The sequence below is a fragment of the Poseidonibacter parvus genome (genome assembly GCF_001956695.1).
GTDB classification, from domain to species: Bacteria; Campylobacterota; Campylobacteria; order Campylobacterales; family Arcobacteraceae; genus Poseidonibacter; species Poseidonibacter parvus.
The window spans coordinates 419,266-434,194 of record NZ_CP019070.1; the positions used below are offsets into that span (position 1 = coordinate 419,266).

Consider the following 14,929-nt stretch of genomic DNA (forward strand, 5'->3'; position numbering starts at 1 on the left):
ACTTAATGCTTCATGATATTGTAAACTTTGTTGTAGATACTGTTGGTAGTTTAGGCTATACAGGTATATTTATCATGATGTTTTTAGAAAGCTCGTTCTTTCCATTTCCTTCAGAAGTTGTAATGGTTCCAGCTGGTTACTTAGCATATAAGGGTGAAATGAATATATATTTTGCTATTTTTGCAGGAGTTGCTGGCTCACTAACTGGCGCACTTTTTAACTACTTTTTAGCAGTTAAATTCGGAAGAGCTTTTTTAGTTAAATATGGGAAATACTTTTTTATTAAAGAAGAAACAATTTCAAAAATGGAAGAGTTTTTTAAATCACATGGACATATTTCAACTTTCTCAGGGCGTTTAATTCCAGCAGTAAGACAATATATATCTTTTCCAGCAGGCCTTGCTAGAATGAATTTATTAACATTTTCTATTTATACTACATTAGGTGCAGCGATTTGGGTAGTGATTTTAACACTTCTAGGATACTACTTAGGAGATAATGAAGCTTTAATAAAAGAATATCTAAGGTATATAATCGTTGGAATTTTAATTTGCTTAGCAATTATTGGTTTTTGGTATTATAAAAAGATTAAAAAATAGAGTTAAAATAACTCTATTTTATTAATTTGACATAAATATTGGGATATTTGTATGTTCTAATATGTATTTAGTAGTTCCTCCAAACATAAGCTCTTTAAAACCCTTATGTCCAAAAGCACCTGCAACTATTAATTCATAATTCCCATCTTTAGCATTTTTAAGTAAAGCTTCACCTGGAGTATTTGTTGTTTTTACTATTTCATATGTTGCTATTATATTATGTATTTTTAAATAATCTTGCAATTTGATTACTTCATTCTCATTTTTCATATATTCATTTGCTGTAATAATATGTACTTTCTTTGCTTTTTTCATTATAGGTATTGCTTGTGATATTGCTCTTGATACCTCTGGTGAATTATTCCATCCAATTAGTATTCGGTCTGTATTAAAACTTGTCATTTCTCTAGGAAACATTAATGCAGGTTTTCCACTTTTTGTAACTGTGGTTTCAAACGTAGCCGTTAATCGTGCATTATGAGGAGCAGAAACAACAACTAAATCACAGTACTTTGACTCTTGTTCAATTAACTTACTTCTATATCCTTCTCCTGATAATATCTGTGCACTAGCAGTATTAGTGATTATTGTACTTGAAATTGTAGTATCAAGTTTATTTGCTTCTTCTTTAAATATTTTTTCATGTATATGAAGATCTTTTTCTAGTTTATCTTTAGCAATTGCATTTAATTCTTTTAAAATAGACTCTGGTATATTGTCTGCAAATTGCATAATCTGACTAGGTTTTGCAAGTGATTTAAAAATATCTAAATGAGCATTAAAGTGTTTTCCAATAAGTAATGCACCATGAATTCTTTGAGCAAGCTCTTCTCCTCCACCAATTGGGAAGAATAATTTTTTATATTCCATTATATTCCTTTAATATATTATTAATATATTAATTTTATCATAAAAATAGTAAAATATGATATATTAATAATATATATAAGGATAAAGATGAATATAATAGAATTTGAAAATATAAATATTGGCTATGACTATAGGTTTTTAGTTTTAAAAAATATTAATTTAAATATTAAAGAGGGAGAACATTGGGTTATATTAGGTGCAAATGGTTCTGGTAAATCAACTTTATTAAAACTAATATCAAATGATTTATATCCTAATACTCATTATGAATTTAAGAAAAAAATATTTGGAATAGAAAAATGGGATATTTTTGATTTAAAGAAAAAACTTGGAATAGTTACAAATGAACTACAAAACGAGTTTGTATATCAAGCTAGATTTGCCAGTGGTTATGAAATTGTACGTTCTGGTTTTTTTGCAAGTATTGGTAAAAAAGAACATCATATTTTTACTAAAGAACAAAATGAAAAAACAGATGAAATTTTTGACTACTTAGATATAAAAGTTTTAAAAGATAAAAAGGCTTCTTTAATGTCAACGGGAGAACTTCGTAAATGTCTAATAGCAAGAGCTTTAATTTATAGACCAAAAGCTTTATTACTTGATGAGCCTACAACAGGACTTGATATAAAAGCACAAAAGAATTTTTTATCATTAATTAAAAGATTAACTTCAACATTAAGTATTATTATAATTACTCACCATGTTAAAGAAATTATTGAAGATATAAGTCATGTCGCTCTTATTGCTGACAATTGTATTTATAAACAAGGTTTAAAAAAAGATATTTTAACAAGTGCTAATATCTCAAAAGTTTTTGATTTAGATATTGAACTCTTGTCAAAAAATAATAAATATTATATAAAAGAAGATTAATTTATTTTTTAATCTTCTGTGTTAATGATTTACCTTGTTGCACTAATAAACCAATTACAATTAATACTAAACCAATAATAGTAGAAAATAAAATTGCTTCTCCCACTAAAAAGTAAATAAATATTAATGATAAAAATGGTGCTATAAATATTAAATTAGCAATTTTTGATGTAGAAGTAGTTAATTTCATTGCACTTAACCAAAACATAAAAGTTATACTCATTTCAAATAACCCTATATAAGTCGCTCCTAATAACCCCTTTATATCCGGTATAGAAAAATCTTCCATATATAAGTAATAAATTAAAACTAAGGGTAAACCAACTATAAAACTAGAAAAGAGACCAACAACTGGTTCTACTTTTACTTTTGTATTATATATCCAATATAAAGACCATACTACTGTAGTTAATAGTGCTAAGATAACACCATATGTATTTGAGAAGTCTAATGATAAAGGATTTCCCTTTGTTGCAATAATCAAAACTCCAAAATAACATATAAATCCTGCAATAAAATCACTAAGCTTTGGTTTGTGACCTAATAAAGGTATTGAAAGATATGTCAACATTAATGCCCAAGTAAAATTTATAGTTTGTGCTTCTTGAACTGGTAAAAGATCATATGCCTTAAACAATAATATATATTGTAAGAATGGATTTAGTATTCCTAATAGAATAATAAGTTTATAATTTTGTTTAAAATGTATAAGTACTTGTTTTAACTGTTTTTTTATTAATACAATAATTAATAAAACTATAGTTGAAGTAAGAACAGCATAGAAAACTAGCTGTGCTACACTTAAGGTTTGAAGGCTTATTTTAAATACACTTGCAACAGTTGACCATAAAAACACTGCAATTAGTGCGTGAATATAAGCTATCTTCTGATTTTTAATGTCATTTTTCATATTACTACTTTTTTTAAAATTTCAGTTTGTTTTAATATAAAAACAAATACTGCTATGATATACTTCTAATATATCAATTGATATATCAAGAATATATTAATAAACATGATACAACAAAAAAATTAAATTAAGTTAAAAGGATTATGTCAAATAATTTATTTGACAAAAAGGTAATATAATGAAAACAACTAGTACAGATTGGCTTTATACAGTTATGCCGGCCGTGTTTACATGGCTAAAAGAATCAGAATCTGGTGCCCTTGAAATTGACTTTGAAGAAACACAAAGACAGGCTGAATATGTTTTAAAAGCTCAAGGAAAGGGAGGAAGTAGAATGGGAGGACTTGTGGCTTCTGGTACTTTAGGTGAGAATAGTTACCTAAGTAACGAACAGCGTCTCTCACTACTTAAATCCCTTTCTGAAGTTGCTAAAAAATATAGTGTTCCCTTGATCAGTGGAGCTGTGGCAGAAACTAAAGAAGAGATTGCTAAAATCATTGCAGGACTAGCAACTGTTGGTGTGGATACGGTTATGGTTATGCCTCCAAAAACTTTAGCAGTTCCTTCTGATGAAGATATGTATGCGTACTATGCTCTTGCTGCAACAGCTGCAAAAGAGGCAGGCATAACAATTATGCCTTATAACAACCCTGATGCAGCAGGATATCATGCAATCTCAACAGATACTCTTATTAAACTTGCTGATCTACCTGAAGTAGTTGCTCTTAAAATATCGTCTATAGATGTTTCAATTATTGAAACACTGTTGTTAGAGAACAAAGATTTAAAAATTTTGGCAGGTGTTGATACTGTAACTGTATATGCTGGACTTGCTGGAGCATGCGGTGGGATTACAGGTGTAGGTACTGTCTTCCCAAAAGCTAGTGTTACTATGCAGGAGTATGTTTTAAAAGGAGAATGGGCCCAGGCTCTAAAAGTTTCTCAGGCTATGAACTCTATTTCATATCTTGATGGTCAGCCGCTGCTTATGGAATACCTTAAGTTTGCAATGGGAATTCACCATAATGATTCTGTTGGAGGACTTCGTACTCTTGGTAAGAAATTAACTCGTGATCAAATTGAAGATGTTCGAGCAAGGTATATTCTAGCAAAAGAAAGAGTTGAAGCATTGGGTTTATTAGATTAATCCTTATTGATAGTATGATAGAAAAAAAAATTAATTAAACTAAAATGGTTAGTATGAAATGTAAATTTATTGGAGTTTATCCAGCAGTTACAACTAGCCTCATTATAAAAAAGGATATAAATTGAGTATACACGGTAAAAACTTTATTGGAAATGAATTATCAGCTAAGGGTGATAAGACGAGTAAGTTATATGATATTAATAGTAATGAAGCACTAGATGGTGAATTCTTTCATGCAACGACTGTAGAGGTTGATGAAGCTTTAGTTAAAGCTAATAAAGCTTTTATTGAGTATAAACAAACTTCTCAATTACATCGAGCAGAATTCTTAGAAACAATTGCATCAGAAATTATGAATTTAGGTGATGAATTAATCCTAAGAACAATGACTGAGTCAAATCTTCCAAGACCTAGAATCGAAGGAGAGAGAGGACGAACTATAGGGCAAATTAAAATGTTTGCTAACTTACTAAAAGATGGTTCATGGGTTGAAGCATCAATTGATGAAGCACTGCCAGAACGAACACCACTTCCAAGAAATGATTTAAGAAAGATGTTAAGACCTCTTGGTGTTGTATCTGTATTTGAAGCAAGTAACTTTCCTTTAGCTTTTGCTTGTGCAGGAGGAGATACCGCTTCAGCTTTAGCAGCAGGTTGTCCAGTTATTGTAAAGGCACACTCTTCTCATAGTGGCACATCTGAATTAATTGCAGGTGCAATTATAAAAGCAGTTGAAAAATGTAATATGCCAAATGGTACATTCTCAATGGTTCATGGATCAGGAAGAACGGTGGGGCAACAAATTGTTTTAAATGAAGCAGTACAAGCAGTTGGTTTTACAGGTTCAACATATGCTGGAATGGAATTATTCAAATTAGCGAACTCAAGAAAACAGCCAATTCCAGTATTTGCAGAGATGGGGAGTGTTAATCCTTGTTTATTTCTACCATCATCTTTAAATGATACTAAAAAACTTGCAGCTACATACGCTTTTTCTATTACATTAGGTGCTGGACAGTTTTGTACAAATCCTGGATTAATTATTGCCTTAAAAGATGAAAAATTAGAAGCATTTAAAAAAGATTTAAAAGATGAAATTTCAAAAGTAAAACCTGCAACAATGTTATCAAAAGGTATTCAAGAAGCTTATGAAAAAAATAAAGATGAAGCTATTTCTCAAGATGGTATGACAGTAATTGCAGAAGCCTTTGAAGATAATTTAGCTTCAGAAGGTAAACCTGTAGTTGCAAGTGTTGAAGCTTCAACATTTATTTCAAATCCTAAGCTTCAAGAAGAAGTTTTTGGTCCTTATTCTTTATTAGTAGAATGTAATGATATTAATGAATTAGATCAGGTAATTGCATCTTTAGAAGGGCAATTAACAGCAACGGTAATGGGTGAAGAAAGCGAAATGTCTTCATATGAAAATCAGATTTTAAATTTAGAAAATAAGTGTGGAAGAATTTTATTTAATGGCGTTCCAACGGGTGTTGAGGTTTGTGCTTCAATGCAACATGGTGGTCCATTCCCAGCTGCAACTGATGCTAGATTTACATCAGTAGGAACTGGAGCTATTAAAAGATTTGTACGACCTGTTTGTTTTCAAGATTGTCCAAGTTTTTTGCTTCCTTTAGAACTTCAAGATGGAAATCCATTAGGAATTTTAAGAATTGTAAATGATAAGTACACAAAGAGTTCATTATGAGATTTATAGATAAAGAAGAAATTGCAAAAGCACTTGATTATCCATCATTAATAGAAGCATTAAGAAATGCTTTTATTTCTGATATTAAAGTGCCACCAAGACATCATCATGATTTTAAAAACCCAAAAGAGGGTATGGATTCAACACTACTTCTAATGCCTGCATGGGAAGAGAGTGAATCTATTGGTGTAAAAATTGTAACAGTTAGTCCTAATAATACTAAATATAATTTACCTGCTATTCAAGGTTTATACTTATTAATGGATGCACAAAAAGGAACAATTGAAGCTTTACTAGAAGGTAAAACTTTAACAGTTAAAAGAACAGCAGCATCATCTGCATTAGCTAGTTCGTATCTTTCAAGAAAAGATTCAAGTTCTATATTAATAATTGGAACTGGAGCATTAAGTTCTGAGTTAATTAAAGCACACGCAAGTGTAAGAGATATAAAAGATGTTTATATTTGGGGTAGAGATAAATCTAAAGCCTTAAAGATTGTAGATGAATTAAAAGATGATTTTAATATTAAAGCAGTTGATAATATTGAAGATGAAATTTCCAATGTAGATATCATTTCTTGTGCAACACTTAGTGTGGAACCTTTAGTTTTTGGTAAATTTTTAAAAGCAGGACAACATGTAGATTTAGTTGGTGCATATAAGCCTAATATGAGAGAAGCTGATGATGAGCTAATTAAAACTGTTGATATTTATATTGATACTAATATGGCTAAAAAAGAAACGGGAGATATTAAAATACCACTGGATACAAATGTAATTAGTGAAGATGATATTAAAGCTGATTTATTTGAATTAACAAGAGAGATAAAAGAAGGAAGAACATCTGATTCTTCGATTACTTTATTTAAATCTGTTGGTCATGGACTAGAAGATTTGGCAGCTGCTAAATTAGTAAAAGAAAAATTGAGTTAAGGAGTAATTATGTCTTGTAAAACATTTTTTTGTGTTGATGCACACACTTGTGGTAATCCTGTAAGAGTTATTTGTGGGGGAGCACCTCTGTTAAAAGGTGCAAATATGAGCGAAAAAAGACAACATTTCTTAAGAGAGTTTGATTGGATTAGAAAAGGTTTAATGTTTGAACCTCGTGGTCATGACATGATGAGTGGAACAATAATTTTTGAACCATCAAGTGATGAATTTGATGTATCTATTTTATTTATAGAAACAAGTGGATGCTTACCTATGTGTGGACATGGAACGATAGGAACAGTTACTGTTTTAATTGAAAAAGAGATAGTAACTCCTAAAGTTGAAGGTACTTTAAGAATTGAAACTCCCGCTGGTTTAGTGGTCGCTACTTATACAAGAGATGATAAAAATAGAGTTAAATCTGTAAAAATTGTAAATATTGCCTCTTTTTTACACTCAGAGAAACTTGAAATAGAATCATCAACATTAGGAAAACTTACTGTTGATGTAGCTTATGGTGGAAACTTTTATGCAATTGTGGATCCTCAAGAAAACTTCACTGGAATTGAAGATTTTAAAGCTGCTGAATTAATTGCAATGAGTGCAGAATTAAGGGAAAGATTAAATGAAAAATATTCATTTGTTCATCCTTTAAATGAAACGATAAATGGTTTATCTCATATTGAATGGACAGGTAAAACTATTGATGAAAGTTCAAGTGCAAGAAATGCAGTTTTTTATGGTGAAAAAGCAATAGATAGATCTCCTTGTGGAACTGGTACAAGTGCTAGAATGGCACAGTGGTATTCAAAAGGTAAATTAAACAAGAATGAAGATTTTATTCATGAAAGTTTTATTGGTTCAAAATTTATTGGAAGAATAGAAGAAGAAGTTACTTTAGGCTCATATAAAGCAATAATACCTTCAATTGAAGGTTGGGCAAAAATCACTGGTTTAAATACCATAACTATTGATGATGATGATCCATATGCCCATGGGTTCGTGGTGATTTAAGGTGAAAAATGAAATTGCAATAATAGGTGGAGGAATAAGTGGAATTTGTTCTGCTTATTACTTACATAAGAGTGGACATAAGGTTACAGTTTTTGATGCTAATGAAATAGGAACACAGTGTTCTTCTGGAAATGCAGGATTAATTGTTCCTAGTCATTTTGAAACTTTATCAAATCCTGGAATTTTAAAAAAAGGTTTTAAATGGATGTTAAATCCAAATTCACCATTTTTTTTAAAACCAAGTTTGGACTTAGAGTTAATTACGTGGTTATTTAAATTCAATACTTTTTGTACAAAAAAACATGTTGAAAATAATAAACATTTTTTAAGAGATATAAATTTATATAGTTTATCTTTATACAAAGATTTACTAGAAGACAATAATATAGATTTTGATTTGAAGCAAAGTGGTTTATTAATGCTTTGTAAAGAAGAAAAAACTTTAAAAGAAGAAGAACTTATTGTAAATGAAGCTATTAGTTTAGGTTTAGATGCAAAAGTTTTAAATAAAGATGAGTTAAAAATACTAGAACCAAATGCTTCTTTTGATGTACTTGGTGCTACTTATTTTAAAGATGATTCTAAGATACAGCCGTATGATTTTATTATGGCGATGAAAAAATATTTAGAAAAAAATGGTGTAAAGTTTTTTGAAAACTGCTTAATAGATGATATTAAAACAAATAAAAATAATATTACTTCAATAATTGATCAATCATCTGTTGCTCATAGTTTTGATCAGTATGTGTTTACATCAGGAATATTTACATCAAAACTTGCTAAAAAAATTGATTTAAATCTACCTATGGAAGGTGGAAAAGGTTTCTCTTTTATTAGTTATAAAAATGAAGCCTTAAACTTTTCTACACCTATGATTTTAGCGGAAGAAAAAGTTGCAATAACTCCTTATGATGATTATGTACGTTTTGGTGGAACTATGATGTTAGGTGTTAATGATTTAAAAATTAATGATAGAAGAATCAATAATATTAGAAAGTCTGCAAACAAATATATAAATGGTTTAGATTTAAAACAAAATGATATGAAAGATCAGTGGGCAGGACTTAGACCTTGTTCTCCAGATGGTATTCCATATATAGGAAGAAGCGAAAAATTTTCTAATGTAATTATTGCAACAGGGCATGCAATGATGGGTGTGTCTTTAGGTCCAGCAACGGGTTGTATTATCAGAGATTTGATAAATGAAGAAAAAACTAAAATTAATATTTCTAAAATGAATATTAATAGGTTTAATTAAATTTTAAAGGAGGGAAAAATAAGTTTTTACATAAATAAAATTAGTTTGATTACAAAAAAAAATAAAATAAAAAAAGGAATTAAAATGAAATTTATAAATAAATTAACAATAATAGCAGCATCAGTTTTAGCTTTAGGAGCTACAAGTGTAAGTGCAGACAAATTAGATAAGGTTATCTCAAAAGGTAAAATCAAATGTGGTGTTGTTTTAGATTTTCCTCCAATGGGATATCGAGATGCAAAAAATAAACCAGCAGGTTTTGATGTTGAATATTGTAAAGATTTAGCAAAGTCTTTAGGTGTTAAGTTAGAGCTTAAATCTATGTCTTTTGCTCAAAGAATACCTGCTTTAAATTCTGGAAAAGTTGATGTTGTTATTGGTTCAACTTCTGATACTTTAGAAAGAGCGAAATCAGCTGGTTTTACAATGCCATATTTTGTTTTCAAACTTCAAGCATTAGTTAAAAAAGATTCTGGAATTAAAGAGTTTAAAGATTTAAAAGGTAAAAAAGTTACAGCAGCACTTAGTACTACTCCTGAAACAGAATTTATGAAAAATGTAAAAGCTTTAGGTTGGGATGAAGATAATTATTTCTCATCTAAATCAGAAAATGATACTCATTTAGCACTATCTCAAGGTAAAGCAGATGCAATTATTACAACAGATACTACTATTGCAGAGTTATTAAAACTTCCTAAATATAAAGATTATGTTGCTGGTCCTTTTATTCCAGGATTTGATGATTTTGTATCAATTATTGTTAAAAGAACTGAATTTGGAATGATTAATTATTTAAATTTATTTATTCACCAACAAGTAAGATCTGGTAGATATGCAGAATTAAATAAACAATTCTATGGAAATTCTCCAGTTAGAAAATTAACAGTAGATGGAATTTATTATTAATAGGTTATTCAAGGCTTAAGCCTTGAATAAATACATCAATATAAGGATTATATATGTTTGAATTTGATTACACTTTCCACTGGATTACGGTATGGAATGTACTACCTGAAATGCTTAGCGCTGCTGTAGTGACTTTAGAAGTTGCTATTTTATCTATTGTTCTTGGTCTTATCATTGCTATCTTTTTATCACTAGGAAAAGAATCAGAAAATGAGTTCGCAAGAACTACATCAATTATATGGATTGAAATTGCAAGAAATACGCCTGCGTTATTTCAAATTTATATGGCTTACTTTGGCTTAGGAGCATTTGGTATTCATTTAAGTCCTTATGTTGCTGTATTATTAGCATTAACATTTAATAATGCTGGATATTTAGCTGAAACATTAAGAGGTGGTTTTGCATCAATTCCAAATACTCAAATGTCAGCTTCAAGATCTCTAGGAATGAGTAAATTACAAACTTATTGGTATATTATATTACCTCAAGTTTTAAGAAAAGTTTATCATCCTATGACAAATCAAATAATTTGGGCAATCTTAATGACATCTCTTGGAACACTAGTTGGAATGTTAGAGTTAACAGGTAAAACTGATCAGTTACAATCTTTATCTTTCAGAACTTTTGAGTTTTATCTTGTAGCTGCGGTAATGTACTTTGTTATGGCCAAAGGAATTTTACTAGCATCAAAATTACTTTCATATAAATTATTTAGAGGAGATGCATAATGAGTAATAAACAAATTAAATATTCTATATATACACTTCTTATAATATATGTTATTTATCAAACAGTTTCGACAATTCAAGCCTCGTCATTAACTTATTATGATTTAGAGTTTTTACTTGAAGGTTTAATGAGAACAATTTATATTTCAATTGTTTCAATTTTAATCGGAACATTTTTTGGAATTATATTTGGATACTTTAAAAGTAATTCAGGTCCAATATCAAATATATTTTTAAGTGGTTTTCTTGATATTTTAAGATCAGTTCCTTTAATTATTCAATTTATCTTATTTTATTCATTTATGGGAATTTTAGAGATTGATATTTCGGTATTTTGGGTAGGTGCAATTGTTTTATCTGCATACACTTCTGCTTTCGTAACAGAAGTAGTTCGTGCAGGAATTGATTCTGTACCTCAAACTACAAGAAGAGCATCAAGATCTTTAGGTTTATCTTATTGGCAAGATTATAGATATATAGTTTTTCCTTTAGGTGTTAGAACTGTGTTTCCAGCTTGGATAAGTATTGTTTTATCAGTTATTAAAGATTCGGCACTTGTTTCTGTTATTGGTTATTTGGAGTTATTAAAAACTACAGAAGAATTGATTTCGAAAACACAAGAAGCTTTATTATTACTATTAGGTGTTGGGTTCTTTTATTTTATTATTTCGTATCCAATTTCATTATATGCAGCACATTTAGAAAGGAAGTTAAAAATATGATTGAGTTAAAAAAAGTACATAAATCGTTTGGAGATTTAGAAGTATTAAAAGGTATAGATTTAACAGTACAAAAAGGTGAGGTTTTATCAGTAATTGGTGGTTCTGGTTCTGGTAAATCTACTATGCTTTATTGCATTAATGCAATTGAAAATATCCAAAAAGGTCAAATAGAAGTTGATGGAGTATCTGTACATGATAAGAAAACAAATATTAATAAATTAAGACAAAAAATTGGAATGGTTTTTCAACAATGGAATTCTTTTCCTCATTTAACCGTTCTTGAAAACGTTGCCCTAGCACCACAAAAAGTTTTAGGAAAAACAAAAGAAGATGCAGAAAAAATTGCAAAAGAGCAATTAATACATGTTGGACTTGGTGATAAGTTTGATGAGTTTCCTACAAGAATGTCTGGTGGACAACAGCAAAGACTTGCAATTGCAAGAGCATTAGCTATGGAACCTGAGTATATGCTTTTTGATGAAATCACATCAGCACTTGATCCCGAATTAGTAGGAGAGGTACTTGATACCTTAAGACTACTTAGAAAAGAAGGAATGACAATGATTTGTGTTACTCATGAAATTGCATTTGCAAGAGAAGTATCAGATAGAATTGCTTTCTTTCATAAAGGTGTTATTGAAGAAATCGGAACACCCGAACAAGTAATCGAAAACCCACAAAAAGAGAGAACACAACAGTTTTTATCAAAGGTTTTACATTAAACCTTTAGATATAAAATGATTAAATATAACTAATTAACAAAAGGAAATATACTTAGTGATAAAACTCTTTTTGTTATAAATTTAAGGTAAAAAATGAATATGCAAGTTTCAGATATTTGTGATGATAATCAGAATAAAAAAATTCAAGTATTATCTGCAAAATTTAATAACTATGGAAAATTGAAGAAATTCTCTGGTCAAATAGAAACATTAAAAATAAGTAAAAGTAATTTTCATTTATTAGAAATTCTAAGAGATGAAGATGGTAAAGGTAGAATTATGGTTGTGGATAACAATCAGGATTTCTTTGGTGTAGTAGGGGATAAACTAATGGCATTTGCATTAAAAAATAACTGGACTGCAATTATTATCAATGGTTATGTTAGAGATACCTTTGAGACTAAAAATATTGATGTAGGATTATACGCAATTGGCGCTTGTCCTTTAAGAAATTTTGAAAAAACAAAATCTTTTAGAGGTATTGATTTGAAATTTGAAGGTGTAAGTTTTAGTAAAGGTGATTATATTTATGCAGATGAAGACGGTATTATTCTTACTAAAAATAAACTAATTTAAAATATTACAAAAAGGATTAATTTGATTTCTAATAATAAAACAACTATCTTAGCATTAATCCTTTTTGTAATACTACTATGGGCAGGTAACTTTATATCAATTGCTTATTTAGTAAAAGAGATGGATGTTTTTACAGCTTTAACGTTAAGACTTGCTTTTGTTTCTTTGTTATTATCACCTTTTTTGAAAAACCTACCATCTTTTAGAGATCTTTCTTTTTTATTTCTAGCAGCAATTGCGATTGTGCCTGGACACTTTGGACTTCTTTTTTTATCAATATTAAATACTTCTAGTGTAGGAGGAGTGTCTGTATTAATTCAATTGGCAATACCTTTTTCTATAATATTTGCATGGATAATTTTTAAAGATAAACCAAGTCCTTTAAGAATTACTGGTTTAACAATATCTTTTTTTGGAATAGTTTTCTTATTATATGATCCAAGTTTATTAGATAGTAGAGATGCTTTTATTATGGCAATTGCATCTGCATTGTGTTTAGGTATTTATTTTAATATTGTAAAGAAAATAAAAAATGTGAAAAGTATTAGTGTTATAGCTTGGACATCTTTATTAGGAGTACCTATGATGTATATAATTATGCTTTTTAATAATAATACTTTTTCTTCTGTTTTAGAAATTAAAGATAGTTTAACTATATGGGCATTTTTTTACACAGTTATTGCAAGTAGTATTATAGGACATGGCATTTGGGCTTACTTAGTTAAGACACAAGATATAAGTTTTATTTCTCCTTTTTTATTATTAGTTCCAATAGTTGCAGTTATTTTAAGTACTTTTACTTTAGGTGAAGAAATTACATTTCGTTTTATAATTGTTTCAAGTGTGATTATTTTTGGAATTTTTCTTGTTTTTATATCTAGAAATTCTCAAAATAATTTAAAGGATTAAAATGGAAATTTTACAAAAAATTAAAGATTCGAAAATCCAAAAAGATTTTCTAAAGATAAAGACAATTGATATGCATACAGGTGGTGAGCCTTTACGTGTTATTCTTGATGGTTACCCGAGAATAGAAGGTAAAACAATCTTAGAAAAAAGAAGTTATGTTAAAAATAATTTAGATCATTTAAGAACCACTTTGATGTTTGAACCTCGTGGGCATGCTGATATGTATGGAGTATTACTTGTTGAACCTGAAAATAAAGATTCAGATTTTGGTGTAATATTTATGCATAATGAAGGTTATAGCACAATGTGTGGACATGCAACAATTGCTATTACAAAATTAGCAGTTGAGTTAGGTTGGGTTGAGGTTAGAAAACCAATTACTAATATAAAAATAGATGCTCCTTGTGGGCAGTTAGATTCTTTTGCTAGTATAGATGAAAATGGAGATGTTACAAGTGTTAGTTTTAAATGTGTTCCATCTTTTGTTATTGCTTTAAATGAAGAAATATATGTGGAAAGTATTGGTACTGTAAGGTATGATTTAGCATATGGTGGAGCATTTTATGCTTATATAAATGCTGATTCAATTGGTCTTAGTTTGAATAAGGATAATTATGATAAAATTATTCATTACGGAAAGAAAATCAAACATGCAATAAGTGAAAATAAAGATAATATCAAACATCCTTTTGAAGAGGATTTAAGTTTTCTTTATGGAACAATTTTTATTACAAAATCAGATAAATTTCATAGTAAAAATGTATGCGTCTTTGCAGATGGAGAAGTTGATAGAAGTCCAACTGGCTCAGGTGTATCTGGTAGAGCTGCAATTCATTTTAAAAGAAATGAACTTTTAATAAATGAGAGTATTAAAATTGAGAGTATTTTAGGTACAAGCTTTGATGTCGAAGTAGACTCAACATTAAAGTACTCGGATTTTGATGCTATTATCCCTAAAGTTAGCGGGAATGCAAATATTACAGGTGAACATACATTTTTAATTGATGAAAATGATGAGTTGAAACATGGATTTTTTTTAAGATAACAAGGAAATA

Annotated in this window: 16 protein-coding genes; 14 read left to right on the plus strand and 2 right to left on the minus strand. The window is 29.1% G+C overall.

What is annotated here, in order from left to right:
- The first annotated feature begins 5 nt into the window (after window positions 1-5).
- The gene (locus LPB137_RS02090; protein WP_076083756.1) at window positions 6-599 is read left to right on the plus strand and encodes a DedA family protein; all 594 of its coding nucleotides are present in this window, start codon (window positions 6-8) and stop codon (window positions 597-599) included.
- A 21-nt stretch (window positions 600-620) separates the two neighbouring features.
- Here the strand turns inward: LPB137_RS02090 and LPB137_RS02095 are convergent, their stop codons facing one another.
- Window positions 621-1,469 carry a universal stress protein gene (locus LPB137_RS02095; protein WP_076083759.1) on the minus strand — a complete coding sequence of 283 codons (849 nt, stop codon included), beginning with the start codon at window positions 1,467-1,469 and terminating at the stop codon, window positions 621-623.
- Window positions 1,470-1,556: 87 nt separating this feature from the next.
- On the opposite strand from LPB137_RS02095, the gene LPB137_RS02100 reads away from it, so the two are divergent.
- Entirely contained in the window at window positions 1,557-2,345 is a 789-nt protein-coding gene (locus LPB137_RS02100; protein ID WP_076083762.1) for an ABC transporter ATP-binding protein, read from the plus strand.
- Window position 2,346: 1 nt separating this feature from the next.
- On the opposite strand, the gene LPB137_RS02105 is transcribed toward LPB137_RS02100, so the two are convergent.
- Window positions 2,347-3,255: a DMT family transporter gene (locus tag LPB137_RS02105; RefSeq protein ID WP_076083765.1), complete on the minus strand. Its 909-nt coding sequence runs from the start codon at window positions 3,253-3,255 to the stop codon at window positions 2,347-2,349.
- 214 nt (window positions 3,256-3,469) lie between these two features.
- On the opposite strand from LPB137_RS02105, the gene LPB137_RS02110 reads away from it, so the two are divergent.
- From LPB137_RS02110 to LPB137_RS02165, 12 genes are all read left to right on the plus strand, one after another.
- Window positions 3,470-4,402, plus strand: coding sequence for a dihydrodipicolinate synthase family protein (locus tag LPB137_RS02110; RefSeq protein WP_228144704.1), 933 nt, complete (start codon window positions 3,470-3,472; stop codon window positions 4,400-4,402).
- A gap of 121 nt (window positions 4,403-4,523) precedes the next feature.
- Window positions 4,524-6,107, plus strand: coding sequence for an aldehyde dehydrogenase (NADP(+)) (locus tag LPB137_RS02115; RefSeq protein ID WP_076083771.1), 1,584 nt, complete (start codon window positions 4,524-4,526; stop codon window positions 6,105-6,107).
- On the plus strand, window positions 6,104-7,039 hold the full coding sequence (lhpI, locus tag LPB137_RS02120) for a bifunctional Delta(1)-pyrroline-2-carboxylate/Delta(1)-piperideine-2-carboxylate reductase (protein WP_076083774.1): 936 nt from the start codon (window positions 6,104-6,106) through the stop codon (window positions 7,037-7,039). The genes LPB137_RS02115 and lhpI overlap by 4 nt, the downstream gene beginning before the upstream one ends.
- Window positions 7,040-7,048: 9 nt before the next feature.
- Window positions 7,049-8,053 carry a 4-hydroxyproline epimerase gene (locus LPB137_RS02125; protein WP_076083777.1) on the plus strand — a complete coding sequence of 335 codons (1,005 nt, stop codon included), beginning with the start codon at window positions 7,049-7,051 and terminating at the stop codon, window positions 8,051-8,053.
- A 1-nt stretch (window position 8,054) separates the two neighbouring features.
- Window positions 8,055-9,311, plus strand: coding sequence for an NAD(P)/FAD-dependent oxidoreductase (locus tag LPB137_RS02130; RefSeq protein WP_076083780.1), 1,257 nt, complete (start codon window positions 8,055-8,057; stop codon window positions 9,309-9,311).
- A gap of 84 nt (window positions 9,312-9,395) precedes the next feature.
- Window positions 9,396-10,217 carry a transporter substrate-binding domain-containing protein gene (locus LPB137_RS02135; protein ID WP_076089162.1) on the plus strand — a complete coding sequence of 274 codons (822 nt, stop codon included), beginning with the start codon at window positions 9,396-9,398 and terminating at the stop codon, window positions 10,215-10,217.
- A gap of 53 nt (window positions 10,218-10,270) precedes the next feature.
- A complete protein-coding gene (locus LPB137_RS02140) occupies window positions 10,271-10,945 on the plus strand; it encodes an amino acid ABC transporter permease (protein WP_076083783.1) in 675 nt (224 codons plus the stop codon).
- Window positions 10,945-11,667: an amino acid ABC transporter permease gene (locus LPB137_RS02145; RefSeq protein WP_083657065.1), complete on the plus strand. Its 723-nt coding sequence runs from the start codon at window positions 10,945-10,947 to the stop codon at window positions 11,665-11,667. Before LPB137_RS02140 ends, LPB137_RS02145 begins: the two co-directional genes overlap by 1 nt.
- Window positions 11,664-12,389 (plus strand): amino acid ABC transporter ATP-binding protein, encoded by a 726-nt coding sequence (locus LPB137_RS02150; protein ID WP_076083786.1) that lies wholly within the window; start codon window positions 11,664-11,666, stop codon window positions 12,387-12,389. Before LPB137_RS02145 ends, LPB137_RS02150 begins: the two co-directional genes overlap by 4 nt.
- 93 nt (window positions 12,390-12,482) lie before the next feature.
- Window positions 12,483-12,965, plus strand: a complete 483-nt coding sequence (gene rraA / locus LPB137_RS02155) for a ribonuclease E activity regulator RraA (RefSeq protein ID WP_076083789.1) — start codon at window positions 12,483-12,485, stop codon at window positions 12,963-12,965.
- 21 nt (window positions 12,966-12,986) lie between these two features.
- Window positions 12,987-13,874, plus strand: a complete 888-nt coding sequence (locus tag LPB137_RS02160; RefSeq protein WP_076083791.1) for a DMT family transporter — start codon at window positions 12,987-12,989, stop codon at window positions 13,872-13,874.
- Between the two features lies 1 nt (window position 13,875).
- Window positions 13,876-14,919, plus strand: coding sequence for a proline racemase family protein (locus tag LPB137_RS02165; RefSeq protein ID WP_076083793.1), 1,044 nt, complete (start codon window positions 13,876-13,878; stop codon window positions 14,917-14,919).
- Window positions 14,920-14,929: the final 10 nt, after the last annotated feature.